The 26,763-nt window shown below is 73.5% G+C and carries 16 protein-coding genes and 1 pseudogene; 10 read left to right on the forward strand and 7 right to left on the reverse strand.

Features of this window, described 5'->3' with window-relative positions:
• Positions 1-8 precede the first annotated feature (8 nt).
• From ACF1A1_RS35350 to ACF1A1_RS35365, 4 genes are all read right to left on the reverse strand, one after another.
• Positions 9-1,205: a cytochrome P450 gene (locus tag ACF1A1_RS35350; protein ID WP_392005646.1), complete on the reverse strand. Its 1,197-nt coding sequence runs from the start codon at positions 1,203-1,205 to the stop codon at positions 9-11.
• 128 nt (positions 1,206-1,333) lie between these two features.
• Positions 1,334-3,037, reverse strand: a complete 1,704-nt coding sequence (locus tag ACF1A1_RS35355) for a C40 family peptidase (RefSeq protein ID WP_392005648.1) — start codon at positions 3,035-3,037, stop codon at positions 1,334-1,336.
• A 351-nt stretch (positions 3,038-3,388) separates the two neighbouring features.
• A complete protein-coding gene (locus ACF1A1_RS35360) occupies positions 3,389-3,961 on the reverse strand; it encodes an EF-Tu/IF-2/RF-3 family GTPase (protein WP_392005650.1) in 573 nt (190 codons plus the stop codon).
• Positions 3,958-4,299: a helix-turn-helix transcriptional regulator gene (locus ACF1A1_RS35365; protein WP_392005652.1), complete on the reverse strand. Its 342-nt coding sequence runs from the start codon at positions 4,297-4,299 to the stop codon at positions 3,958-3,960. Before ACF1A1_RS35365 ends, ACF1A1_RS35360 begins: the two co-directional genes overlap by 4 nt.
• Positions 4,300-4,425: 126 nt before the next feature.
• On the opposite strand from ACF1A1_RS35365, the gene ACF1A1_RS35370 reads away from it, so the two are divergent.
• The 5 genes from ACF1A1_RS35370 (at position 4,426) to ACF1A1_RS35390 (ending at position 9,633) form a co-directional block, all read left to right on the forward strand.
• A complete protein-coding gene (locus ACF1A1_RS35370) occupies positions 4,426-5,190 on the forward strand; it encodes an ANTAR domain-containing protein (RefSeq protein ID WP_392005654.1) in 765 nt (254 codons plus the stop codon).
• Positions 5,191-5,301: 111 nt separating this feature from the next.
• Entirely contained in the window at positions 5,302-6,651 is a 1,350-nt protein-coding gene (locus tag ACF1A1_RS35375) for a transaminase (RefSeq protein ID WP_392005657.1), read from the forward strand.
• 89 nt (positions 6,652-6,740) lie between these two features.
• Positions 6,741-7,181, forward strand: coding sequence for an Lrp/AsnC family transcriptional regulator (locus tag ACF1A1_RS35380; protein WP_392005659.1), 441 nt, complete (start codon positions 6,741-6,743; stop codon positions 7,179-7,181).
• A gap of 52 nt (positions 7,182-7,233) precedes the next feature.
• Positions 7,234-7,842: a flavin reductase family protein gene (locus ACF1A1_RS35385; protein WP_392005661.1), complete on the forward strand. Its 609-nt coding sequence runs from the start codon at positions 7,234-7,236 to the stop codon at positions 7,840-7,842.
• Positions 7,843-7,902: 60 nt separating this feature from the next.
• Entirely contained in the window at positions 7,903-9,633 is a 1,731-nt protein-coding gene (locus ACF1A1_RS35390; RefSeq protein ID WP_392005663.1) for an immunity 49 family protein, read from the forward strand.
• A gap of 77 nt (positions 9,634-9,710) precedes the next feature.
• On the opposite strand, the gene ACF1A1_RS35395 is transcribed toward ACF1A1_RS35390, so the two are convergent.
• The gene (locus ACF1A1_RS35395) at positions 9,711-10,676 is read right to left on the reverse strand and encodes a helix-turn-helix domain-containing protein (protein ID WP_392005665.1); all 966 of its coding nucleotides are present in this window, start codon (positions 10,674-10,676) and stop codon (positions 9,711-9,713) included.
• A gap of 370 nt (positions 10,677-11,046) precedes the next feature.
• On the reverse strand, positions 11,047-13,320 hold the full coding sequence (locus ACF1A1_RS35400; RefSeq protein WP_392005667.1) for an ATP-binding protein: 2,274 nt from the start codon (positions 13,318-13,320) through the stop codon (positions 11,047-11,049).
• A gap of 258 nt (positions 13,321-13,578) precedes the next feature.
• On the opposite strand from ACF1A1_RS35400, the pseudogene ACF1A1_RS35405 reads away from it, so the two are divergent.
• The 5 genes and pseudogenes from ACF1A1_RS35405 to ACF1A1_RS35425 form a co-directional block, all read left to right on the forward strand.
• A pseudogene (locus ACF1A1_RS35405) lies at positions 13,579-14,082 on the forward strand (hypothetical protein); the annotation flags it as partial.
• Between the two features lie 9 nt (positions 14,083-14,091).
• On the forward strand, positions 14,092-15,516 hold the full coding sequence (locus ACF1A1_RS35410; RefSeq protein ID WP_392005752.1) for a hypothetical protein: 1,425 nt from the start codon (positions 14,092-14,094) through the stop codon (positions 15,514-15,516).
• A 410-nt stretch (positions 15,517-15,926) separates the two neighbouring features.
• Positions 15,927-17,369 (forward strand): VWA domain-containing protein, encoded by a 1,443-nt coding sequence (locus ACF1A1_RS35415; RefSeq protein ID WP_392005754.1) that lies wholly within the window; start codon positions 15,927-15,929, stop codon positions 17,367-17,369.
• A gap of 47 nt (positions 17,370-17,416) precedes the next feature.
• Positions 17,417-18,529, forward strand: a complete 1,113-nt coding sequence (locus ACF1A1_RS35420) for an AAA family ATPase (RefSeq protein ID WP_392005669.1) — start codon at positions 17,417-17,419, stop codon at positions 18,527-18,529.
• Positions 18,526-21,318, forward strand: a complete 2,793-nt coding sequence (locus tag ACF1A1_RS35425; protein WP_392005671.1) for a hypothetical protein — start codon at positions 18,526-18,528, stop codon at positions 21,316-21,318. The genes ACF1A1_RS35420 and ACF1A1_RS35425 overlap by 4 nt, the downstream gene beginning before the upstream one ends.
• A gap of 99 nt (positions 21,319-21,417) precedes the next feature.
• Here the strand turns inward: ACF1A1_RS35425 and ACF1A1_RS35430 are convergent, their stop codons facing one another.
• Positions 21,418-26,610: a family 43 glycosylhydrolase gene (locus ACF1A1_RS35430; RefSeq protein WP_392005673.1), complete on the reverse strand. Its 5,193-nt coding sequence runs from the start codon at positions 26,608-26,610 to the stop codon at positions 21,418-21,420.
• Positions 26,611-26,763 lie beyond the last annotated feature (153 nt).

Here is a 26,763-nt window from a genome sequence, read left to right on the forward strand (position 1 = left end):
GTCCGGCCTCACCGCCCCGCGGACACCGCCACCGTCAGGTCCCTGATCTCGTAACCGCCGATGTCGTCCTTGAACGACACGCGCGGCTCGCCGGTCATCCGCAGGCCGTCGAGCGCGAAGAGCCGGCTGAGCAGGACGTCCGCCTCCAGTACGGCGACGGCGGCGCCCGGACAGCGGTGCGGACCGTCCCCGAAGGCGAGCCCGGCCGCCCCCGGCCCCAGCCCCAGTACCCGGCCCGGACGCAGGAGGTACGGGTCGGGGCCCACGACGTCCGGGTCGGCGTTGGCCTCGTCGACGAAGACGGTGACCAGCTCGCCGGGGCGGACCACGACCTCGCCGTCCGCCGTGGGCAGCCGCAACGGCGCGGTGGCCCGGCGCGACAGCCGCCCGACGACGGGTTCCAGCCGAAGGATCTCCTGGAGCAGGCCGAGCCGCTCCGGCTCGTCCGCCGCCCGGTACCGGCCGAGGAGCTCCGCGTCCCCGAACAGGTGCCAGGCGGCGGCACAGACGAACTCACGGGTGGTGACCATGCCCGCCGCCGCGTACGTCAGGCACTCGCCGAGGATCTCCGCGTCCGAGCACCCCTCGGCGAGCAGGTGGGAGATCAGGTCGTCACGCTGCCGCCGGCGGTGGGCGCGGATCGCGGGCCGGACGTCGGCGAGGTGGATGCGCAGCCAGTTCACGTTCTGCCGCACCAGCCAGTACAGGCCCCGCACACCGGTCAGCCCCGGCCGGCCGAACTCCTCGGGGAAGAAGCGCTCCAGCCTGCCCTTCAGGCCCGGACGGCTGTGCCGCAGGCCGATGATGTCGCACACGACCTCGATCGCCATGGTGAAGCCCAGATCGGACAGCTGGGCCGTCCCGGCCGCCCGGAGCGCCGCCACCTGCTCCTCGGCGACCCGCACCATCAACGGGCGGTAGTGCTCGTCCACGCGACGCGGTGTGAAGAACCGGGCGGTCTGCCGCCGTTGCTCCCGGTGCTCGGCACCGTCCTGGTACAGCACGGGGCGCCGGACGCGGGGCGGCAGCTTCTCCACCGTCTCGATGCCGAGCCCGGCCTGCACGGTCTCCGTGCTGCGCAGCACCTCGCGGGCGAGCGCGTACCCGTGGACCAGCCACGACCCGTCCGGCCCGCGGCTCACGGGACAGCCGGGCCGCTCGCGCCCCCGGTCGACCTTGCGTGCGGTCTCCTGCGCGTCCCCCATCGGGCCAACCCTCCTCCGGCCCGGCCTTCGCCGGGCCGGAGGCCAGTGTGACCGCCGTGACGCGCACCGCGGGGCACGCTTACCGGCCATGGATCACCGGCCACGGTGGGGGAGGGGCGGGCGCGGTCTCAGACGGGCCGTACCGCGCCGCGCAGCGCGCCCTCGCCGAGGCTGTGCACCGACTCCTCGCGGATGGACGCACCGGGGCCCGGCGCGTGGATCATCATGCCGTTGCCCGTGCACAGGCCGGTGTGGCTGAGGTCGTCGTGGAAGAAGACGAGGTCGCCGGGTTGCAGATCGTCGAGGCCGACCCGGGTGAAGGCCCGCGCCTGGTCGACGGAGGCCCGCGGCAGCGTCACCCCGGCGGCCTTCCAGGCGGCCTGGGTGAGGCTGGAGCAGTCGTACGACTCCGGTCCCGTCGCACCCCATACGCACGGCCGCCCGATCTGGGCGCGGGCGAAGGCGAGGGCCTTGTCCGCCTTGCCGAGGTAGGCGGGTCCGGACGCGTAGGAGGTGGCTCCGACGGGTGCTTGGGCCGGGGCGGCGAATTCCGGGACCGGGAGGGTGAACTCGGGGGCGGGGAGCGTGATGTGCGGTGCCGGGAGCCCGGTGGAGGCCGGAAGGCCGTAACCAGCCGTGACGTCGGCCGGGACCGGAGCGGCGATGTTGGCTGCGGCTGCGGCGGGTTCGGGGGCCGGGAGGGTGAACTCGGATGCGGGGAGCGTGATGTGCGGTGCCGGGAGCCCGGCGGAGGGTGCCGGAAGGCCGTAACCGGCCGTGACGTCGGCCGGGATGTGGGGTGCGGCGGTGACGTCGGCTGTGAGTTCGAAGGCCGGGAGGGTGAACTCGGGTGTGGCGGGCGCGGCTTCCGGCGCCGGGAGACCGGCGGAGGGTGCCAGCAGGCCGTAACTGGCTGCGAGGAGGCCGGTTTCGGGGGCCGGGAAGCCGGACACGGGCGGTCGTAGGACGGGTTCGGGCGTCAGGGCGCCACGAGCGGCGGCGGGCAGGCCGGTTCCGGCGGCCGTGGCGGGGTTGCCCGCGCCCGTCGGCCCGGACACGTCGGCACCCGGGCCCGCCGACTGTCCCGGCCAGGTGTCCGTCGTCGTCGGCCGGTAGGCCGGGAGTTCCCCGGTGTCCCAGGTCCGCCAGACCGGCCGCGACTCGATCGCCGGCAGCGACGGCACCGGCTGCGGGACGCCACGGGCCAGCACCTCACGGGCCACGGTGAGCTTGCGCCGGATCTGCTCCTTGGTGTTCCGCAGCCCGGACCGCGGCGCCGCCGTGGCGGAGGCGGGCGCGGGAAGGGCGGCCGGGGCGGAGGGGGACGCGGGCAGCAGGGCCTTGGGTTCCTCCTGCCGGGGCGCGGGCGCCGCCGGCAGCGCGGCCACGGCCCGCCCGGTCGGTTCCGGCACCCGCCGCTCGCCCGCCTCCAGCTCGAGCCGGCTGCCGGCCGCCTCCAACTCCCGTACGGCGTCGGAGCCGGCCGGTCGCTGCGGGCGGGGGGGTTGGGCCGGGCGCCCGGGCTGACGATCGGCCGGCAGGGCGGCGGGGGCGGTCGGTCCGATCCGGCTGCGCGCCACGTCGAACCACTGCCGGGCGACGGCCTCCAGCGACGGATCGGCCGCCCGGCGCCCGCTGTTGGCGACCGAGGTGACGGTCCTGCGGCGGCCGTTCTTCATGGCGCGGGTGGCGTTGAACGTCCCGGTGTCGGACTCGGCCCGGTCGTAGAGGGCGCTGATCCGCTGCTGGACCTCCGCGCGGCTCGGCTCGCCCGCGTCCTCGAAGCGTGCGGAACCCGTGCCCGGGGGGAGCGTGGTGCCATCCGTCGCCATGGAAGACGTACTCCTTCCGTGCTCCGCCGGCCGAGTGGGCGGTGGATGTGGGCGGTCCTGCATCAGGATGCCCCCGAGCTCGCTGCGGTGTCGGGCAGTTGAGCGTCCCACCCCGGGGTTGGACGGTCCCCGGCTCCGGCCGTACCACTGGTGTCACGGACTCGGCGGAGGCCGCGCGGCCGGCGGGGTTCGCCGGAGTCGGTCGTGCGGCCTGGGCGTCAACCTAACGAACTTGTGACGCTGGTGTGAAGATTGTCGTGTCAAATGTCCGATACGTATTCGTGACCTTCGTCTCTCTCCGCCGCAACGACGTTTAGCTCGCCCCGACTTGACCGATACGCCGTGCCACGGTCACCGCGCGACGCCGGTCACGGTCCCGGAACCGGCCGCGCGGCCGTGATGACGGAAGGCGAAGCGCCGGCCCTCCTCGACGGGGACGGGCCGGTCCAGGACGACCGTGAACCGGCCGCGGTGCAGCGGTCGGAGCACGTCGGTGCCCTCGGGCAGCGTCACGATGCCCGGCACGGCCGCGGTCGCGAAGTGGAAGCGCAGGCGATCGCCCGGGAAGACGTCCGCCCCGCCCTCCTCCTCGGCGAGCACGACGACGTCCGCGGAGAACGCGGCATATGCGCGCACCGATCCGGGCGCGGCGACCACCTGACCCGGCTCCACCGTGGCCGCCGCCGCACCCCGTAGCAGCAGGCCCGCGTTCGAGCCGGGGCCGGCCTCCTCGGCGTGCGCCCGGCGCACCTCGATCTGCGCCGCGACGGCGCGCGCGTCGGCGCCGAAGCCCACCACCTCGACCGTGTCACCCGCGCGCACCCGTCCCCGCTCGACCAGGCCCGTCGCCCACACCGCCGCCCCTGGCGCGGGGCGGAAGACATCCCCCACCCACATCAGGAACGGCCCGTCCGCCGCGGTCACGCCCCGTGGGTGTCGGGCTCGGGCTGACGGGAGCGGTCGGCCTCGTCCTGGACCAGCAGGGAGAGCAGGGACGCCACGGTCAGGCCTGCCTCCGCCGGGTGGCGCAGCACCTTGCCGGGCTCGATCCGGTAGGTGTTGCCCCGCCCCTCGCGCGTATGGGACAGGTAGCCGTCCCGCTCGAGATCGGAAATGATTTTCTGGACGGCACGCTCGGTGAGCCGACAGTGCGCGGCGATGTCGCGGATCCGGGCGTTGCGGTCGTCCGCGATGACCGCCAGCACGCGAGCGTGATTGGTCAGGAACGTCCATCCGGTATGCGGTTCAGGCACTCCCTCCATGAGGGCAATCCTAGGGCGTCATATTCACGTATACAAATACCCGAACTCCATTTCGTGTACCGGTTGACGTGTGATGTGCTCTCGGGTGACTCTTGAACCACGTGAAAGTGACCGGGGGAGGCGGTCATGCCGGAGCCTGCGTACGACGCGCACCCGGGTGCCGGGGACGACTGCGTACGGGCCGAGACGAGCGGCGCACCGCCCGCACGGACCGCGCCCGTGCCGGAGATCGCCCTCCGCCCCGACGGTGACCGCGTCGTCGTGGCGGTGCGCGGTGAACTCGACCTCGAGTCCGCCGAGCAGCTCGGCCATGCCCTGCGCGCGGCCCTGGCCGGCGCGGTCGGCGGTGTCGACCTGGAACTCGGCGAGGTGGCGTTCTGCGACTGCTCCGTTCTCAACGTGCTGCTCAGCCTGCGTGACCAAGGCCTGAAGCAGGACAAGACCCTCGTCATCCGCTCGGCCGGTCCCGTGGTCGAGCGGCTGCTCGACCTCACCGGCACGGCCGCCCTGTTCACCGGCCGCGACCCCCGCCGCGACGGCGACGCCGTGCCTTACCGGGACCCAGGGGACGACGGCGCCGCCGACGCCGAGCGGGAGCTGCGCATCGAGGTCGGACAGCTGCGCCGGGCCATGCGGACCCGGCCGGTCATCGACCTGGCCCGCGGCATCCTCATGGCGTCCTTCGCGCTGAGCGCGGAGGAGGCCTGGCGGGTCCTGGTCGAAACCTCCCAGCACACCAACACCAAGCTGCACCACCTCGCCCGCGACCTGGTGGCCGCCGTGCAGGGTGCGCCACCGGCAGGGGCCGTGCAGGAGCAGGTGGCGGCGGCGGTGACCAAGGTCCGGTCGCAGGCCTCGGCGGGCGACGGAATCGATCGCGGCCACGAGTGAATCGGTTGAAGGGAGCGAGTCGGCGATCGATTCGTGTGTCCGAGGCTTGTGCATCCACTGTTTCGATCGTAGATTTCGGGCATTCTCCGTCCTTCCCAACCGGGGTGTGCCATGGACCGTGCCCGACTGCGTCACCTGCTGGCCCGCGAGAGCGCGGAGGCCGAGCGGCGCAACCCCCGCTCCCGGGCCGCCCACGCCCGCGCCGACCACCTCTTCGGCCGCGTACCGATGACCTGGATGAACAAGACGGCCGGCGCGTTCCCCCGCTACCTGGACTCCGCGCGCGGCGCCCGGGTGCGCGACGTCGACGGGCACGAGTACATCGACTTCTGCCTGGGCGACACCGGTGCCATGGCGGGCCACTCCCCGGCCGCCGTGGCCGACGCCGTCCAGCACCGGTTCACCGCGCTCGGCGGCGCGACCGCGATGTTGCCCACCGAGGACGCCGAGTGGGTCGGCGCCGAGCTGACCCGGCGGTTCGGCCCGACCCGCTGGAGCTTCGCGCTCACCGCGACCGACGCCAACCGCTGGGCCATCCGTCTCGCCCGCGCCGTCACCGCCCGCCCCAAGATCCTGGTGAACGCCTACTGCTACCACGGCAGCGTCGACGAGTCCCTGATCGTGACCGGCCCCGACGGCCACGGCACCGCCCGCCCCGGGAACGTCGGCGCGCCCTGCGACGTCACCCTCACCAGCCGCGTCGCCGAGTTCAACGACCTGGACCACCTCGAGCGCGAACTCGCCCACGGCGACGTGGCCGCCGTCCTCATGGAACCCGCCCTCACCAACATCGGCATCGTCCTGCCCGACCCCGGCTACCTCGAAGGCGTCCGTGAGCTGACCCGCCGCCACGGCACGCTCCTGATCAACGACGAGACCCACACCTTCTCCGCCGGCCCCGGCGGCTGCACCGCCGCCTGGGACCTGGAACCCGACGTCCTGACCATCGGCAAGGCCATCGGCGGCGGCATCCCGGCCGGCGCCTACGGCCTCTCCGGCGACCTCGCCGACCGGCTGCTCGGCCGCGCCGACCTGGACCTGGTGGACATGGGCGGCGTCGGCGGCACCCTCGCCGGCAACGCCCTGTCCGTCGCCGCGATGCGGGCCACCCTCGAACACGTCCTCACCGACGAGGCGTTCGCCCGCATGCACAAGCTGTCCGAGCGCTTCGAGGCCGGCGTGCGCGCGGCCATCGCCGCCCACGCCCTGCCCTGGTCCGTCAGCCGCCTCGGCGCCCGCACCGAATACCGCTTCACCGCCCCGGCACCCCGCACCGGCACCCGGGCCGCGGCCGCCGGCGACACCGAACTGGAGGACTTCCTCCACCTCTACCTCGCCAACCGGGGCGTCCTGCTCACCCCCTTCCACAACATGGCCCTCATGTGCCCCGACACGACGGAACAGGACGTCGACACCCACACCGGACTCTTCGCCGCGGCCCTCGCCGAACTGGCCGGCTGAGCCCCGGCGGCAGAGGCGGCCCGCCCGGCACGACCCGCAGGTCAGGCCCTGAGGTGGGCCGGCCCGAGGGAGAGCGAAAGGACTCACACATGGACGAGATCGACCGGGCCATCCTGCGGGAACTGCAGACCGACGGACGCATCGCGTACGCCGACCTCGGCCCCAGGGTCGGGCTGTCCGCGTCCGCCGCCCGCCAGCGCCTGCAACGGCTGCTGGACTCCCGCGCCGTCCAGGTCGTCGGCGTCACCGACCCGATGGCCATGGGGGGCCAGGCCATGGCCCTCCTCGGTATCAGCGTCGACGGCGACCCGCGTCCCGTCGCCGACGAACTCGCCGCCCACCCCGAAGTGGTGTACTCCGTGTTCACCTCCGGAGGCTTCGACCTCTTCGCCGAGGTCGTCAGCCCCACCGCCAAGGACCTGCTGGACTTCGTCAACGACACCGTGCGGCCGATCGACGGTGTCGGCGCCGTCCAGTCCTTCCCCTACTTCGCCATCCACACCCACCGCTTCCTGTGGGACGTCGGCTGAGCCCGGGGCCGCCCGCCGACCCGGACACCCCGCTCCGGTAGAACTGGCTGCCATGCGCATCGACTACGCTCCCGAGTCCCTGGGCTCGGGAGCCTTCTACCGGCTCCTCACCGCCGTCGTCGTCCCCCGGCCGATCGCCTGGGTGTCGACCCTGGCGGCCGACGGCACGACCGCCAACCTCGCCCCGCACTCGTTCTTCACCGTCGCCTGCACCGATCCGCCGATCGTCCAGTTCACCTCCGTCGGCCGTAAGGACTCGCTGCGCAACATCGAGGCCACCGGCGAGTTCGTCGTCAACCTCGCCCCCGAGCCGCTCTTCGAGCAGATCAACGCCAGCGCCGTCGACTTCCCCGCCGAGGAGGACGAGTTCGACGCCGTCGGTATCGAGCGGGAGCCGTCACTGCACGTCAAGCCGCCCCGCGTGGCCGCCTCGCCGGTGGCCCTGGAATGCCGGCTCCACTCCACCCTGGGCATCGGCAACTCCACCCTCGTCCTCGGACAGGTCGTGCACGCCGCCGTCCACGAGGACGCCGTCGTCGACGGACACCCCGACATCCGCAGGCTGCGGCCGCTGGCCCGGCTCGGCGGCGACGAGTGGAGCACGATCGGAGAGGTCCGCGCACTGGGGCGGATCGCCTACCGCGACTGGCCGAAGAACTGAAAGAGAGGGTGCGCCGCCCGCGGGCGGCGGGGGCGCCGCACCCCTCCGTAGAGTGATCATGTGACGCAACACGACGCAGCCGACGCCCACTTGCCCGCCCTCACCGTCGCCCAGGCCGACCGTCTGCGCGGCCTGACGGCCGACCACTTCGCCGCCCGGCACGGCATACGCCCGACGGTCGAGGCGGACGTCGTCGAGTACGACGGCCACCGGCACCCGCTCACCAACCTCGCCCGATGGTGCCGGGACGCGCCGGAGGAGACCTGGCCCGACCTCGTGCGCCAGCACTTCACCCGCCTGGACTCCGCCTCCCGCGGCGACGAGGACGCGCGGGAACTGCTGCGCCACACCCGCCTGCGCCTGCTGCCGTCCGACGCCTTCCCCGCCGACGCCGCGGACCGGTTCCGGTACGTGCGCCCGGTGGCCGAGGACCTCATCGCCGCCCTCGCGCTGGACACGCCCGAGTCGGTGCGGATCCTCGGCGACGGCGACGTCGCGCGGGCCGGCCTCGACGCGCTGTGGGCCGCCGGACGCGCGAACCTGCTGGCCGAGCCCGTGGAGTACACGCAGGTCCCGGGCCCGTCGGGGGCACTGCTGCACTCCGTCCACGGCGACTCCCACTTCGTCGCCAGCAAGGCGCTGGTCCTGCCCGAGCTGGTCCGGGACGTCACCGGACGCGACCTGCCGCAGGCCGGCGCCCTCGTCGCCGTACCGACCCGGCACCTGCTGGCCTTCCACCCCGTCGTGGACGGCACCGTCGTGGACGCGGTCAACGACCTGGCGGCGTACGCCCTCGGCGCCCACCAGGACGGCCCCGGCCCGCTCACCCCGCGCCTGTACTGGTGGCACCAGGGGCGGCTGGTCTGCCTCACGGCCTTCGACCACGACAGCCGGGTCCTGTCCGTGGTGCCCCCGCCGGAGCTGCTGGACCTGATGAAGAACCTGCGCGGCGCCGAACGCCCGGCGTCCGACGAGCCCGACGTGGACCGGCTCGCGCGGACCGTGGCCGACGCCACCGGGCGGCTCGCGCAGGACCCGGCCGGCTTCACGCCCGCCTTCCGGGCCGCCCTGGCCCACGCCCACGCCCGCTGCGCCGACGACCCCGACGCGGCGAGGTTCGAGACCTGGCAGGCCTGGGTCACCGCGACGCAGATCGGCAGCGCCCTGTTCGCCACCACGCTCGCCCGCGAGGGCACGGTGCACTGCCGCATCGGCGACCGGGTCCACGCGTTGCCCGCCACCGGCCCGGCCCCGCACGCGACCCCCCGCGCCTGGCTCGACGCCTTCTGGCTCGCCCTCGTCTGCCGCGAGGCCGACCGGCTGAGGACCCTGTGCCGGGTCCCGCTGGAGGACCTGCGCCGCGCCGCCCCGGACGACGACGACTACGTCTTCCACTGGATCGACACCTTGCGCAGCTACGCCGGGAACGTCTCCGCCGACGACATCGTGCCCAAACTCGTCGCCACCATGGAGTCCTCCCACCCCCATGTCGCCACCCGCACCCCGGCCGACTTCCTGAACCTCGTCGACTACCAGCCCGTCGCGCTCTTCCACCGCGTCCTCACCCGGCAGCAGGACCTCTTCACCGAGGCCCTCGGCGAGGCCGTCGCCCATCACGCCCGCTTCTACGACGGGTCGGCCGACCCGCGCCGCCACGTCGCCCTGGGCCCCCTCGCCCTGGCCTGCCTCGCCCACGACCAGGGCTTCCCCGTCGACACCGGCTCCCCCCACCTGCCGAAGCACCTCGTCCAGCGGTCCTGGTACGGCGAGTTCGACACCGCAGACGCCTGACCGGGGATCCGGAAGCGGCCGGCCCGGTCCGCCGGCTCGGTCGCCAGCGTGCTGGACCCGGCCGGCCGGCCGCCCCGTCAGCCGGTCAGGATCCCGCCGCCCGTCCCGCGCCACTCGCGCGGCGAGACGCCGTAGGCACCGCGGAAGACGCGGCTGAAATGGGCCGGGTTGGCGAAACCCCACCGCTGGGCGACCGCCGAGACGGTGGGGGCCGACGCGTCCGGGCGGCCCAGTTCCCGGGCGCACTCCTCCAGCCGCCGCTGCTGGATCAGCCGGGCGACCGTCACGCCCTCGCCCTCGAACAGGCGGTGCAGGTAGCGCACCGAGATGTGGTGTGCGGCGGCGACCGTGAGCGGGGACAGCTCCGGATCGCCCAGATGGCGGTCGATGTGGTCCCGGACGCGCAGCACGAGGTGGTCGTGCGCGCCCGTCTCCCGCCGCCCGCCCCGCCGCGTCCGCTCCTGCACGAGCGTGGCGAAGAGGTCCACCACGCCGGAGGCCAGCCGCGCCGCGACCGCCGGCGAACACGCTGGAACGGACGTGGTCAGAGCGGTCAGGAACGACACCAGCAGCGCGCCGAACCCCTCCGTGGCGGGGATCGCCGTACCGGTGACCTGCCCTACCTCCTCCTCGGGCAGCCCCACCGCCCGGCGGGGCATGTGCACGACCCGGGTGGCGAACGGTTCCGGGTAGTCCAGGGAGTACGGGCGTGTCGTGTCGTAGACGACCAGGTCGCCCTCGCCGACGCCGGCGTGCCGGCCGTCCTGGACGAGGGTCGCCGTGCCCGTCGTCTGGACGCCGACCGCCACGTAGTCGGCGGGCGTGCGGGCGATGTGCCGGGAGGTGCGGCTGGCGCGCTGCGGGTCGGCCTCGATGGCGCAGATCCGCAGGTGTCCCAGGCGCGCGCTGGAGATCCGGCCGGAGAACGGCCCGTCGCCGCGCGCGGTGACCGACATCGGCACCAGCGCCGTGCTCAACGCGTCGCGCCAGTAGGCGAGTTTCTCCCCGTCGGGGACCGAAGCCGTCGTCAGCACCAGGTTCACCCGGTTCTCCTCTCCACCTGTGCGGTACCGGCGGAGACCTCGGATCCGTGGCGCGGTGAGTGACCGGGGCCCGCGGGGCCCACTGCTGCCGATCGGCCGGGGGCGGGCGGCGACGCTGCGGCCCCATTTCCCCGCCGTCCCCAGCCAAGCAGGGGCCCGGGCCGCCCTCCAGGCAGGAAGCAGGCAGAAACCGCCCGTGCGCCGGCGCGACCACCGGCTGTGCGCGGGCAGAACAGTCCCGTGCGCTCGGGGACAAGACGCGGGGGAGGCGGCCGGGCGAGGATGGGAGCACGACGAGGGGAACTCGCCCGCCGACGACGCCCGCGCCCGCCGTCGTCCCGCGCCGCGGCGGCGCGAGACGACGGCCCGGTCAGCGGGCGTCGAGGCGGGCGAGAAGGTCGCGGGCCCGGGCGACGCGCTGCGGGTCGGCGTCCAGGCCGAGCGCGACACAGCGGGCGAAGGCCTCCCGCGCCTCCCGCGGCCGGCCCGCGGACAGCAGCGCGTCGCCCAGATGGACGAGATGCCGGCTCTCCAGGGCGGCGTTGCCGCTCTTGCGGGAGATCGCCGCGGCGGTGCCGAAGTGGTCGACGGCCTCCGTCCATCGCTCCATCAGGGCGTAGCCGCTGCCCATGCCCGAGTGCAGTGCGCTCCGGGAGAAGTCGGCGATGTGCGACTCGATCCGGTCACCGGCCCGCTCCAGGAAGGCCAGCGTGTCCCGGTAGCGGACGAGGGCCTCCTCGGGCCGCCCGGAGTCCAGCAGGACCATGGCGTGCCCGTGCCGCGCCTCGAGACTGCCGTGCAGGTCACCCACGGCCTCGAACATCGCCGCCGCACGGTGCATGTGGCCGGCGGCCGGAGCGTGGTCGCCGAGGTGACGCAGGGCCTGCCCGCGGTACACGTGCGCCCACGCCTCCTGCCCGACGTCGGCGGCGCGCCGCGCGGCGGCGAGGGCCTCCGCGGAACGGGCGAGACTGTCGTGCGGTCGGCCCTCGCACACCAGCAGCGCCCACGCGTGGTAGTTGAGGTGCGTCGCCTCCAGCACCGGGTCGCCCAGCGCCCGCGCCGAGCGGGCGGCGCTGCCGAACACCTCCGGCCAGTGCCCCCAGAAGATCCACTGGTCGGAGAACCAGTGCAGCGCCTCCGCCACCGCCACCACGTCGGCGTGGTCCCCGGCGGCCGCGGCCGCACGCAGTGCGGCCAGCCAGTTGGCGCCCTCGGCCTGAAGCCACCGGCGCGCCTGGTCGGCGCTCGACAGGTCGACGGTGCCCTGCCAGTCGGGCGGGGGAGCGCCGTGGCCGGGCTCGAACCAGCGGCCCGCGACGACCGCCGTCTCCAGCAGCCACCGGTGCAGCGCCGCCCGCACCCGTTCGGCGTCCGGCGCGCTCTCCTCGGCCTCGAGCCGGGCCCGGGCGAACAGCCGCAGCAGGTCGTGCGGCCGGTAACGGTCCCCGTCCGCCCCCAGCAGTCCTGTCTCGACCAGCTCCTCCAGCGTGTCCTCGGCGTCGAACACCCGCTGCCCGGTCAGCACCGCCGCCCCGGCGGCACCGACGTCCGGGCCGGGCACCAGCGCGAGCCGCCGGAACAGCCGGGCGGCCGGCGGCGTGAGCTGGCGGTACGACAACGCGAAGGCGGCGTCGACCCGGACGTCCCCGGCGGCCAGCGCGTCCAGCCGCCGGTCGTCGACCGCGAGCCGGTCCGCCAGCCGCCGCACGGTCCAACCGGTGCGGGTGGCCAGCCAGTTGCCCGCCACCCGCAACGCCAGCGGCAGATGTCCGCAGCGCTCGGCGACCTCGGCGAGGGCGGCCGGATCGGCCGTGGCACGCTCCGCCCCGACGAGGCCGGTCAGGAACTCCGCGGCCTCCCGCGGGCTCAACTCGCCGAGCGGCAGCCGGTGCACGCTCTCCAGCCCGGTCAGCATCCGCCGGCTCGTCACCACCACCATGCCCGCCCCGGCGGCCGGCAGCAGCGGGCGCACCTGGCCCTCGTCACGGGCGTCGTCCAGCACCAGCAGACAGCGCCGCTCGGCCAACAGCTGCCGGTACAGCGCCGTATGACCCTGCGGTCCGGCCCTGACCAGGTCACGATCGGACACCTGGAGAGCCTTGAGGACGCCCAGCACGAGTTCGGCCGGGCCGGGCGGGTCGTCGTCCGTGCCGCGCAGGTCCACGACCAGCTGACCGTCGGGGAAACGGTCGGCGAGGTCCCGGGCGGCGTGCAGCGCGAGCGTCGTCTTGCCCGTCCCCGGCGGGCCGGACACGGCCACCACCGGCGGGGCCCCCTCACCGGCGGCGTGCGCCGCGACAGCGCGCGCCGCGAGCCCGGCGAGCCGCCCCAACTCCCGTTCCCGGCCCACGAAGTCGTCGATGCCACGCGGGAACGCCCGCACGCCCGCCGGGCTGTACCCAGGGGTCCGCCCGGAGCGCGCGGCCGCCAGCAGCCGTTCCCGCTGCGCCTCGTCCAGGCCCAGGCCGTCCGCGAGCGCGGCGACCGTCCGCCGCTGCGGAGCCGCCCGACGCCCCCGCTCCAGATCCCCGATGCCCCGCACGCTCACGCCCGACGCCTCCGCCAGACCCTCGATGGTCTGCGACGCGGACAGCCGCAACTCGCGCAACAGCGCCCCGAACGCCGGCCGCTCCCCGGTCAACCCCGCCCCTTCTGCTCGCCACGCCCCCGCCCGTGCCCGCGAGTCAGTCCCCGGGCCGGTTCCCCGGGCCGGTCCCGGGGCGTGATCATCCGAATTCTAGAAGTACCGGCCGGCCGGGCGGGCCGCTCCGGCCGGCGGGCGAGGGGCGTTGTCAGTGGTCGCCAGTAGTTTCGTTCCTGTCGCGCCGCTCCGGCGTGACAGCCCCCCTGTGCCGCGCCGGCCCGGCGTGACGCCTTGTGCTGCAAAGGAGATGGTGCGTTGTCGGACTGGGAGAGGTCGAGTACGGCCCGGGTGGTGCCGCCCGCACGGCCACGCAAGCTCGCCAAGGTCCCCTTCGTCGAACTGGCCGACGGACGCCTCCAGGGCGTGGTCTCCAGCGGCTCGGACATCGAGCGCGTCTACGTCTCGTCGGTCGCCTCCGGCACCTACGCGTTCGCGTGCAGCACCAACAACAACCGTCCCTGCGGCGGAGCCCGCGGCTCGTTCTGCAACCACATCCGCGCCCTGATCACCGAGGCGGTCCTCCAGTACGGTGCCGAGCGCGTCGCCCGCTATCTGCGGGCCGAGCCCGAGGGCGGGGAGACGAGCGCCCCGGCCCTCACCGCCGCCTTGCTCTCCACCCATCCCGCGCAGGCGGACGGCAAGGCCGCGGCGGCCCCCGTCTTCAGCAGGTTCCTGCGCCACCTCGCCTACCTCGAACTGGCCCCCACCACCGCCCCGTTGCCGGAGATGCAGTGGTTCGCGCCGACCCGGACGGCGGCGACGGCCACGGTGGTGCCCGCGAGCGAGCCCGGTACCGGCGTGGGGGAGCGGACCGACCCGCTCACCGCGCCCGTCGACGGGCTCGACGACGCCCTGGCGGCGGTCGACGCCTTCGACCGCGCCCTCGTCGCGGGTCTGCTGCGTCCGCAGCCCGCCCGCGTCGCCGACCTGACGGAGCTCGCCCACGCCGTCGCCGGCTCGCCGCTGGCCGCCCGGGTCGCCGAGGCGACCGAGAAGGCGGCGGCCGGAGCCGCGAGCGAGGACCACTTCACCGCCCTCGCCGCCGCCCGCACCGCCCTGCTCGGCGCCGCCCACGACGCGCTGGCCGCCCGCCTCGACGAGGTGAGCGGACGCACCCGCGGCGGGACGACGACGGCGGCACCCGCCGAGCGGCAGACGGTCAACCTGCTCATGGCCGCCCGGACCTGGCTCGCCGACCTAGCCCGCACCGGCTGGCAGGGCATCGACCACGAACTCGTCGGCGCCGCCGCGCCGATCGTCTCCGCGATGCTGCCCGACCCCGCGCTGCGCCGCCTGGCGACCCTGCTCGACGGCTTCGCCGCCGAACTCGCCGCCTCCTGCCCCGGCGCCGCCCTGGAGCGGTTCCCGGCCCGCCGCTGGGGGGACCTGTGGGCGCGTGCCCTGCTCCTGACCCGGCCCGGCGCCGCCGAGCCGACCGCGGCCGGCACCGCCACCGGCCGTCTGCTGCCCCTCGGCGTCGACCTGCACGAACACGCGACCGCCGCGCAGGCGCAGGTCCACGCGGTGTTCGAGCCCGCCGACGGCACCACGCCCCGCCTGATGCGGGCGAGCGTTTCCGTGCCGAAGCCGGACACCGTCGTCGCGACCGGCGTCTGGCAGCTCCTGCGACCGCACCTGTCGCTGCTGGCCGCGCTCGGCGAAGGGCGGGCCATGGACCTCACCGACATGCCCCTCACCGAGGAGGGCGACCTGATCTGGGACGAGGAGCGGGCCCGCGCGGGCGACCCCGCCGACGCCTTCGCCGCCGCCCGGGTCGCCCTGCCGACGGCGACCGCCGCGCCCACCGCACCCCTGGACCGCCATCCCGCGCGCCTCGCCGAACCGGTGTTCCTGGAGGGCTACGACGCCGTCCGGGACGGCGACGCCCTCACCTTCCGCTTCCCCGGACACTCCCTCGCCGTCGACACCGACCGCGTCCCGACCGCCGGACCGCTCACCCCCGAGGCCGTCGCGGCATCGAGCGCCTGCATCGGCCTGCTCCGCTGGGACGACGGGGAGTTCCGCGTCCAGCCGCTCGCCGTCGAGACGACCGTGCGCAAGAAGACCGTCGCCCTCCAGGCGGGGGCCTGGGCCGGCGGCACCACCGACAAGACCGGCGTCAAGGCGGAGAAGGCCGCGACGGACGCCGTGACCGTCCTGCGGGAGCGGGCGGGAAGGCTGCTGCGGAAATGACCGAGCACACCACCGAGCACACCACCGAGCACACCACCGACCACACCGCCGCGGCGGCCGCCCACGACAACCGCCGCCAGGTCCTCTACTGGCGGCTGCTCGCCCGGCTCTTCGACCCCGAGGAGCAGGCCGCCCTGGAGTCCGCGAGCCTCGCCGTCGTCGAGGACATCGGCCTGCCGCCCGCACTGCTGGACCCACAGGCCTCCGTCGACTCGATCGTGCAGCGCCACCCGGAACTGGCCACCGAGTTCGACGGCCTGATGCTCCCGAAGCCCGGCGCGGATGCCGGCGGAGACGTTGGCGGGCGTGCCGGCGGGGGCGTCGGCGGGCATGGCGGCGGGGGCGTCGGCGGGCATGGCGGCGGGGACGCCGACTCGGACGCCGGTAGGGACGCAGACGGGCACCTCGGCCTGGACGCCGGCGGGCGGCACACCGGCGCGGACGCCGAGAGGCACACCGGCGCGCACCCCGGACGGGACGCCGGCGCGGACACCGACGGGCACGCCCGTGTGCACCCGGGTGGGGAGACCGTCCTGGACGCCGACGGGAAGACGGTCCTGGCCGCCGACGGGCCGACCGGCGCGGACGCCGGCAGGCTCACCCGTACACACCCCGGCGGGGAAACGGGTGTGGCCGCCGACGGGCCCATCGGCGACGCCGCAGCGGACGCCGACGGGGACGTCGGCACGGACGTCGGCGCGGACGGCGGTCCCGGTGACGGGCGGGACCGGGCCGCCGAGGTGCGGCGGGCGGCGCTGGTCTCCAAGGTGCTGCTCAACGTCTTCGCCACGGGGAGCGGAGCCGTCAGCGCCGGGCAGCTGTCGCGGTGGCAGTCCGACGCCGGCTGGCTGGAGCGCGCCCTCGGCTGCTCGCCCGGTGACCTGCGGGGCGGACGCACACCGGGCGGAGTGAGCCCGACCGGATCCGGCGGCGGCAGGACACCCGACCTCAGCCGTCTGATCCCGGCGATCGGACCGGAACTCGGCGCCCTGGAAGCCGACCTCGTCAAACGCATGCGCCTGCGCGAAGTGCTCGCCGACCCCGTGCTCGCCGCCCGGCTCACCCCGAGCATGTCGCTCATCGAGCAGCTCCTGCGCGACAAGAACAACCTCTCCGGCGTCGCCCTCGCCAACGCCAAGGCCCTCATCCGCCGCTTCGTCGACGAGGTCGCCGAAGTACTGCGCACCCAGGTGGAGAAGGCCACGGTCGGCGCGATCGACCGCTCGGTCCCGCCCAAGCGCGTGTTCCGCAACCTCGATCTCGACCGCACCATCTGGAAGAACCTCACCAACTACAGCCCCGAAGAGGAACGCCTCTACGTCGACCGCCTCTACTACCGGCACACCGCCCGCAAGACGACCCCGCAGCGGCTCGTCGTGGTCGTGGACCAGTCGGGCTCGATGGTCGACTCCATGGTCAACTGCACCATCCTGGCGTCGATCTTCGCCGGACTGCCGAAGGTGGACGTGCACCTGATCGCGTACGACACCCAGGCGCTCGACCTCACCCCCTGGGTGCACGACCCCTTCGAGACCCTGCTGCGCACCAACCTCGGCGGCGGCACCGACGGCACCGTCGCCATGGCACTGGCCCAGCCGAAGATCGCCGAGCCGCGCAACACCGTCGTGGTGTGGATCTCCGACTTCTACGAATGGCAGTGCCAGCCCCTGTTCGACAGCATGGCCGCCCTCCACCGCTCCGGCGTCAGGTTCATTCCCGTCGGGTCGGTCACCAGCTCCGGGCGCGGCAGCGTCAATCCCTGGTTCCGGGAGCGCTTCAAGGACCAGGGCACACCGGTGGTCTCCGGCCACATCCGCAAGCTCGTCCACGAACTCAAGACCTTCCTGACCTGACCTCCCCCCTCCTGGACCTGACCTCCCTCTCTCAGAAAGGCCCTCCGATGACCGACCTGCTGCGCGCCCCCGCCGAGATCAAGTACGCCGAGGAACTGGACTGGCTGGAGTCCGTCGACGACCACCCCAAGCCGTTCTCCTGGCGTCTGTCGCCGAAGATGGTCCGGCTGTTCGTCCTCGGCTCCGAGCGCGCCGACGGCCTCGACCGGGAGATCCCGCAGAAGTGGTTCGGCGACCGCAGCTTCGTCGAGCGCTCCATCGTGACCCTCGCCTCCGACCGCGGCCTGCTGCTCATCGGCGACCCCGGCACCGGCAAGAGCTGGCTGGCCGAGCTGCTGTCCGCGGCGATCTGCCGCAACTCCACCCAGGTCGTGCAGGGCACGGCCGGCACCACCGAGGACCACATCAAGTACTCGTGGAACGTGTCCATGGTGATCGCCAAGGGCCAGTCCCGCGCGTCGATGATCCCCTCACCGATCATGACCGCGATGGAGACCGGCACCATCGGCCGCTTCGAGGAGCTCACCCGTTCCACCAGCGACGTCCAGGACGCGCTGATCTCGATCCTGTCGGAGAAGTACATCTCCGTCCCCGAACTCGACAGCGACAACATCGTCTTCGCCAAGCCGGGCTTCTCCGTCATCGCCACCGCCAACAGCCGCGACCGGGGCGTCAACGACCTCTCCTCCGCCCTCAAGCGCCGCTTCAACTTCGTCCGCATCCCGGTGGTGACCAACAAGAGGAGCGAGACGGAGATCGTCCGCTTCCGCACCGAGGAGCTGCTGCGCCGCCACCAGATCGACCTGGACGTCCCGCCGACCCTGCTGGACGTGCTGCTGCAGAGCTTCGCCGACCTGCGCGCCTCCGCGGCCGCCGCGGGCAGCGACGACGAGAAGCTGGAGTCCGCGCTGTCCACGGCCGAGCAGATCGGCGTCCTGGAGGACGCCATCCTGCACAGCAACTTCTTCGGCGAGCGCGCCCTCACCGCGCACACCCTCGCCTCCTCCCTCGTCGGCTCCCTGGCCCGGCGCGAACCCGAGGACCTCGCCATCCTCAACAAGTACCTGCACGGTGTCGTCGAACCGCGCAGCAAGGAAGAGGGCGGCTCCTGGCCGGAGTTCCTCGAGGGCGGCCGCGACGCGATCGCGACCCTGTCGTGAGCGCCCTGCCCGAGGGCACGTTCAGCGCCCTGCGCACCCAGCTCCAGGACGCCGCCACCGCCTTCGCCGACGGGCCCGGAGCGCTGGAGGGCCTCCTGCGCGGCATCGTCGACGACGTCGAACGCGCGGTGCGCGAGCCGCTGGAGATCTTCCCGGTCTGCCACCACTCACCGGCCTCGGCCCTCGCCATGGCCCGCCGGCTGCGCGAGAAACAGCCGAAGGTGATCTACCTCGAGCTGTGCGAGGACATGGCCCCCCTCCTCACCGAACTGCGCAACTGCCGCCTGCCGGTGGCCGTCCAGGCGTTCGCGAGCGAGGTCGACGGCTTCCCCGCCGACTGGTCGCCGCTCTCCGTCGTCGCCCCGGTCACCGAGGCCTCGGCCGAGTACCAGGCGATCGCCTACGCCCTCGACACCCCCGGCGTCGAACTCGTCCTCGTCGATCGCTCCTCCGACCACGTCTTCCAGTGGGAGACGCCCTCCACCGAGGAGGCCGGCCCCGGCACTCCGGCCGGTGACGAGGAGACCGCCCTGCACGGCGACGCCGTCGGTGTGGAGATCGGCGACCTGCGGCCCCGCTTCGCCGAACTGGAGGAGCACCTGCTGCGCCACGGCCGGGTACGGCACTGGTCGGAGTGGTGGCACCAGTACGTCGAACTGCCGCTCGGCGACAGCGACCACGACACCTACCGGCAGGTCATGCTGCTCATCGGCAGCCTCTTCCGGCGTCTCGCCCCCGGTGACCCGCGACGCCTGCGGATCGACGAGGACCGCGAGCGCTACATGTGGACGCGGATGCGCGAGCACCTCACCGCCACCGGCACCGACCCCGCCGACTGCCTCTACGTCTGCGGCGCGTTCCACGCGGCCAGCCGCGTCGAGGAGTTCGGCGTGCACGGCGGCGACACCTTCACCATCACCCCGCCCACCGCGACCAAGTGGCGGCACGGCCTGATCCCGTCCAGCCACGCGGCCATCGAGGCACAGTTCGGCCTCGCCGCCGGCTCGGTGTCCATCGCCGCCACGGAATGGGCGAAGAACCTCAGGCGCACCGGCGTCCGGCCGTACCGTCTGGAGGGCCAGGCGGGCACGAAGAAGAGCGGCAGGACGAGGAAGGCCCTGCCCGCGCCCGCCGCCCCGGCCCCGCCCGCAGACCGGCTCACGGGCTTCCTCCAGCGGCCGCCCGCCCTCGACCCCCTCGACGAGGCCGAACTGCTCGGCTGGTCGGTGGACATCGTGCGGGCCGCCCGGCGCAACGGCTACCTGGCCTCCACCGCCGACGCGATCGCCGTGTTCGAGACGTCGATCCTGCTGGCCGGGATGCGCGACCGCGTCAGGCCGACGCCGTACGACTTCCAGGACGCGGCCGTCACCTGCATCGAGAAGGACACCGTGCCGGGGCGGCGGGACGTGGGCCGGCTGGTCGAGATCATGATGGGCGGCGACCGCGTCGGACAGGTCGGCTACGACGCGCTGCCGCCGCTCGCCCGGGACGTGCACGACCGGCTGGCGCCGCTGAACCTCAGACTGCAGCAGCGTGGAGTGCAGCGGGCCCTGCTGGACATCGCCTCCCGGCCCGAACTCGAGCGCTGCTCCGACGTGCTGTGGATGCTGCGCCGTCTGCTGCCCGGGGGCGCCGCACGGCCGATCATGGGCGACCGCCGTCTCGGCGAGCGCCCGATCCAGGAGTCCTGGGACCTGGCGCTGGGCACCCACCAGCGCGCCCTCATCGAACTCGGCTACGAGGGCGTCAGCATCGAACAGGTCCTGGAACAGCGGCTGCGCCGCGCCGCGTACGCGCCGCAGGCCACGGCGGCGCAGGTGCTGGAGACCGTCGAGGACGCCATCCGCTACCTGCGCAGCCGCCGCCTCGCCGACGAACTGGGCACCCGTGCCCTGGAGGTCCTGGCGGGCGAACGCACCGTCGACGGCGCACCGGAGGTGCTGCGCCGGGTCCGCGGCCTGCTGGCCTACTACCGCACGAGCGAACCGGCGCTGCCGGCCTGGATCGAGTCCTTCGTCAAGACGGGATACGCGCACTACTGCACCCTGCTGCCGACGGCGTTCACCGACGAGGACGCGACGGTCCGCCAGGTCGCGGCGATGCTGGGCTTCCTCTTCGGCATGGAGGGCCTGGCCCTGTCCCTCGGCTGCGACCGGACCCAGCTGGAACTGGCCCTCGCCCAGTCCCACCCCCAGGAGCCCGCTCGAACGGCCCTGCTGTGGGCGGCGCAGACCCACCTGGGCACGCTGTCCCGTGCCGCCCTGCGGGCGCGCTGCGACGACCTGCTCGCCAACCCCCTGGTGGTGCCCGCCTACCCCCGGTACCTCAGCGGCTTCGTGCACGCCCTGGAACCGGTGCCGGGTCTGGCCGACTTCGTCGTCGAGGCGGTGTCGAACGCCTTCGCCCGCCTCCCCGACCCGGTCCTGCTGCCCTGGCTGCCGACCCTGATCACCACCCTGCGCGCCGGTGGCACCGAGCTGGCCCCGCTGCTGATCCGCGAGGCGGGCCGACTCTTCCCGGTCCGGCTCGCGGACCTGGACGCCTGGGTGCCGCCGTGGCAGCCGGCACAGGAGCCGCCGGCCGCACAACCCGGGCAACCCGCCGAAGCGGCCCGCGGCGTCGCGCTGCTCGCCGCCCACCCGGCGGCGTGCGACGCGCTCGCGGACCTGCTGGGCTGCGACGGCACCTGGACCGGCCCGGACCCCGCCGCCCCGCGGGGCTCCGCCCTCCTCACCCACCACCCCGGGACCGCGACGGCACTGGAGGCGCTGCTGGCGGCCGCCTGACACGAAGGGGCCGCGCCACCGACGTCGTGCGGTGGCGCGGCCCCTCGCGTCCATGAGGCGGACAGCGTGTCACGCCTGGCGGCGGACTGCCCTGACGGTCTAACCGCGACCGACGCCCAGGGTGACCACCCCGGTGACCTCCGCCCCGATGCCGTTGTCGTACACGACGTCCGCCGTGGACTTCTTCCAGATCCTGATCCGGAAGGTGTCCGGGGCGTCCGTGGCGGTGACGCGGAAGGCGTAGCCGCTCACGCCGTTCACCGTGCCGGAGCCCTGGAGGACGGCTCGGGAGCCCGTGACGACCAGCCAGTCGGAGCCCGTCGAGCGGAACTTCAGGCGGGCCGGGCCGAAGTCGAAGGTGGCCTGGCCGGCCGGGGTGGTGGCGCCCGCCCCGTACTGCGCGGCGAAGGAGAAGACCGCCTTGCCCGTCAGCTCCGGCTGGGCGGAGTAGGCCCCGGCGGGGGAGCCGATGAGGCCGGCCCCGGCCGCCGGGCCCGCGGCGCGGTCGTACACGATCAGCTCGGGGAGCGTCGTGCTGTCCGAGGCGCCGTCGTCGTCCGTGACGATCACCACCGGCCGGTGGATGCCGGCCGCGGTGTAGGTGTGCTCGGCCCGGCAGCCGGTGGCGGTGACCGTGCCGGACGTCGGCTCGGTACCGTCCTGCCAGTCGACCGCGCAGGTGTGGGTGTCGGACGCGCCCGGGTCACCGAACGCGGCGGTGACGACGGCGCGCTGGCGGACGCTCACCGGGGACTCCGGCCCGGCGGCGGAGCTGATCGCCGGGGCCGCGTTGGAGACCGTCACGGTGGCGGAGTCGCTGCTGCGGCCGCCGGTCAGGGTGACCTCGTAGCTGCCGTCGTCCGTGCAGGTGAGCGTGGTGCGGGCCGACGCCGGGTCCGCGAAGGCGCAGGGCGCGCCGTCCTCGACCGTCCACTTCGGGCCGCCGGCGCCCGAGACCGTGCCGGTCAGCGGGACCGCGTCGCCCTCCTTGCCGGTCACGTCCGGTCCGGCGTGGGCGATGGTGACCGGGTCGACGCCGGTGAGCGTGGGGACGACCTTCTCGATCAGGCCGTCGGCGTCGAACTCCATCCTGTCGATGGTGGTTTCACGGTGGGTGCCGTCACCACCGGGGATGGCGAAGCGGTGGTAGGCGATGTACCAGTCGTCGGTGCCCGGCACCTGGACCACCGAGTGGTGGCCGGGGCCCTTGACGCCCAGTGAGAGGTCCTTCTCCAGGATCACGCCGCGCTTGGTCCACGGGCCGGTGGGGGAGGGGCCGGTCGCGTAGGCGACGCGGTAGTTCTCGTCCCGGGTGTCGTTCTCCGACCACATGAAGTAGTAGGTGCCCTTGCGCTTGACGACGAAGGAGCCCTCGTTGTAGCCGCTCGGGGTGATGTCCTGCACCTTCGAGGCGTCGAAGGAGGTCATGTCCGCGTTGAGCGGGACGACGTATCCGCGGCCGTTGCCGAAGTACAGGTACGACTGGCCGTCGTCGTCGGTGAAGACCGCCGGGTCGATCATCTGCCCGCTCAACTGGCCCGCCTTCAGCAGGGGCCGGCCGAGCGCGTCCTTGAACGGGCCGGTGGGGGAGTCGGAGACCGCGACACCGATGTTCGCGTCGGCGGAGAAGTAGAAGTAGTACTTCCCGTCCTTCTCCGCCATCGTCGGCGCCCACGCCCTGCTGTCCGCCCAGCTCACGTCCGGCCCCAGGTCGAGGATGACGCCGTGGTCCTTCCAGTGGACCAGGTCGGTGGAGGAGTACGCCTTGAACTGCGTGCCGCTCCAGCCCGCGAAGCCGTCGGTGGTCGGGTACAGGTAGAAGGTGTCGCCGAAGCGCACGATGTTCGGGTCGGCGTTCAGGCCCGGCAGCACCGGGCTCTTCATGATCAGCGCCGACACGGTCCAGGTGCGCTTGCGGCCGTCGGAGCCGGTCACCTCGTACGTCACCGGCTCGCTGAAGTCCCGGACAGTGCCGGAGGCGGGGCTGATCGCCGCGCCGTGGGCGAGCGTGAACTCCGGCGCCAGCGCGGTGACGTCGGTGCCCTCGGTCAGCGGCAGGGTGATCCGGCTGTGCGCGTCGTCGACGAGCGCGTCGACCTTCAGCGCGGGGTGGGCCGCCCGGGCGATGCCCGTGGTGTTGCCGCTCAGCTCCAGCACCTCGGCGGCCGACAGGGCCCGGTCGTAGACACGGAAGTCGTCCATCTCGCCGCCGAAGTACGGGTCGGCGGAGTACAGGGACCTGCCGACGTACCCGCTGAAGTCCTTGGCGGAGTCGTACAGTTCGGACGGTTTGGTGGTGACGCCGGTCGTGCGGGCCGCCTCGACGCCGTCGACGTAGAGGATCATCGTGCCGGTCGCGCCGTCGAGCGTGACGGTGACGTGCCGCCACTCGCCCGGAGTGAGCTGCGCGCCCGCCGTGAGCTTCGACTCGGCCGACCAGCTCGCCTTCGTGATCGCCGAGTAGAGCTTCGAGGAACCGTTGGAGGGGCTGGCGAACAGGTACTTGTTGCTGTCGGGTCCGAGCCCGAACAGCCACTGCCAGTTGCTGCCGCCCTGCCACTTCGCGTACGTCGAGACGGTGACGCTGCCGGCGTTCTTCAGCACCCCGTTGGGGATCTTCACGTACGGGGAGGTGGCGGAGTCACCGGACATCCTGAACGAGCCGCCGTGCACCCCGGTGCCGAAGGCGGGCGTACGGACGTAGGTGCCGTGGTAGCCGTGGCCGCTGGAGTCGCGGGCGATGTTGCCGGAGGTCTCGTCGAAGTCGTAGTGCAGGAGCAGGTCGGCGGGCACGTCCGGGCCCTCCGTCGAGACCGTGACCTCGGCGCGGACGGCCGTCGCGGAGCCGTCCGAGAGGGTGCCGCTCACCGTGAAGGTGCCGGTCTGCGCGTAGGCGGAGGCGGGGACGTCCTCCCAGGTGACGGCGACCGGCCGGCGCGCGCCGTCGGCGTACTCGGCGATCACGGTCGCGGGCAGGACCGGGGCCTCACCGACCCGCGTCGTCACCGCCACGTCCTCGACGCTCTCCACGAGCTGGTCGGGCTGGTAGGCGCGCAGCAGCCGGTCGTACTCGGCCTGGGTGACCGGCAGGACGGTGCCGTGGCGGGGCTTGGCCGGGAGGTCGTAGCCGGTGGACGGGGTCCAGGTGCCGGAGCCGAGGTCCGTCGTCTCGAACGGGATGTAGCCGCGGCCGCCGAACTCGTCGAGGAACGCGTACCACTTCTCCGCGGTGTTCGACTTGAACACCAGCGGCCCCTCGGCCGCGCTCATGGTGCCCTTGCCGATGCCCTCCGCGACCGCGGTCCAGGAGGTGCTCAGCAGCGAGTCGCTCTTCTCCTCGAAGATGAACTTGCTGTTCGGGGTGGAGGAGGTGTTGTTCCGCTCGTCCTTGGAGAGGCGGTAGTAGGTGCCGTCGTGCTGGATCACCGTGGAGTCGATGACCGAGTAGCCGCGGTCGATCCAGACCTTGGGCTCGCTGAAGGTGTGGAAGTCGCGGGTCGTCGCGTACATCATCCGGTTGTAGGTGCTTCCGGAGTGCGCCGCGTTGTCGTACAGCTTCGACGCCCAGAAGACCACGTACTCGCCGAGCCGCGCGTCGTAGTAGGCCTCCGGCGCCCAGGTGTTGCCGGCGCTGTCGGGGGAGACCTTCACCAGGCGCTGGTTCGTCCAGTGGACCAGGTCGGTGGACTCCCAGACCATGATCGACTTGCTGCCGGTGCGCTGGGAGGCGTCCCAGTCGCCGTTGCCGTAGATCCTGAGGTCGGTGGCGATCTGGTAGAACTTGTCGCCCTCCGGCGAGCGGATGATGAACGGGTCGCGCAGGCCCTTCTCGCCGAGGGACGAGGTCAGGACGGGCTTGCCGTTGTTCAGCTCCCGCCACTTCAGCGGGTCGTTGCCCTTGCTGAGCGCGAAGTAGAGCTGCTCGCCGTCGGCGGTGCCCTCGCCGGTGAAGTAGCTGAAGAGGTAGCCCTTCAGCGCGGCGGGCGCGGGGAGTTCGGGCACCTTCGCGGTGAACACGCGGGTCGCCCGCGCGTCGCCCTTGGCGACGGTCGCGGTGAGTTCGACCGTGGTGGCGCCGGTGCCGTGCGCGGGCCGGTGGACCACGCCGTCGGCGGCGATCACGTCCGGCCGCGCCGAGGACCAGGTGACGGCGGTGCCGAAGGCGCCGGTCGCCGGGAGGGTGAGGTTGCCGCGCACGTCGTCCAGGTTGTACACGGTCAGCGCCTCGGCCGCCTGCCGGGCGGAGGCGGCGTCGTCGAACGCGGCGAGGACCGTGACGTCGAAGGTCTTGGTGGCGGTCACGGTGCCCTTGCGCAGGGTCGCCGTGAGCGTGGCGTGACCGTCGGGCTCGCCGGCGGCCGGGCGGGTCACCTTGCCGGCGTCCGACACCACGGACGGGTTGTCGCTGGCCCAGGTGATCGTGGAGCCGCCCGCCGGGCCCGTCCGCGGCAGGTTCAGGTCGGCGACGACGGCACCGGTGTCGCCCAGGTCGAGCGCCGCCTCGTCGTCGGCGACGCCCTGCGTGGCGACGGGGAGGGCGAGCTGCTCGACCTCGGAGGCCGCCAGCGCCCGGTCGTACACCCGGAAGTCGCGCATCCGGCCCTTGAACAGCTTGTCGCCGGAGTAGACCGACTTGCCGATGTAGTTGGCGGTGGTGGTGCCGGAGCCGATGGCGCCGGGGGTGATGGTGACGGAGGTGTTGCGGGCGACCTCGACGCCGTCCTCGTACAGCACCCCGGTGGTGCCGGTCTGGGTGTAGGTGATGTGCTTCCACACCGCCCGGGTCAGGTTGTGGGAGTCGGCCGGCTTGGTGGTCTGCTCAGTCGACCAGTTGCCGGTGGCGATCGACGTGCGGAAGGAGTTGCCGGTGGTGAACAGGTAGCCGTTGCCGCTGCTCCCGCTGGAGTTGCCGAAGCCGTAGAGGAAGTACGGCGTGCTCTGCGTGGCGTCGATCAGCACGTCCGTGGAGACGGTGATCGCGGTCATGCCCTTCATGACGTCGTTCGGCACCTTGACGTAGGTGTCGGTGCCGTTGAAGGCGAGGCCCTGGCCCGACCAGTCGGCGGTGCCCTGGACGGTGCCGTCGCGGCCGTGGCCGGAGGCGTCGGTGAGCCCGGAGGGGCCGTCCAGCTCGTACCGGAGGGCCAGACCGTCGGTCACATCGGCGACCTCGGCCGCGTGCACGGGTGCCGACGTGCCCAGAAGTCCCAGGAACAGGGACGCGGCGGTCACCCCGGCCAGGCGGTCCGCCCAGCGTCTCGCGCGGCTGCGAAGTGGTGGGATGTGCGTCATGTCGAGCCACCGTTTCAACTGTGTGACGTTGTGTTGCGAGAGTGTCAGGCGGTGTGCGGTGCGGCGTCAAGAGATCTCGAACAATGTCCGACCCGTCGAACGGGGTGGCCCGTCAGCGGCTCCCGTCCGGTGGCGGGTGGACGGGAGACGTAC

This window comes from Streptomyces sp. NPDC014995 (genome assembly GCF_043080745.1).
In the GTDB taxonomy this organism is placed as follows: Bacteria; Actinomycetota; Actinomycetes; order Streptomycetales; family Streptomycetaceae; genus Streptomyces.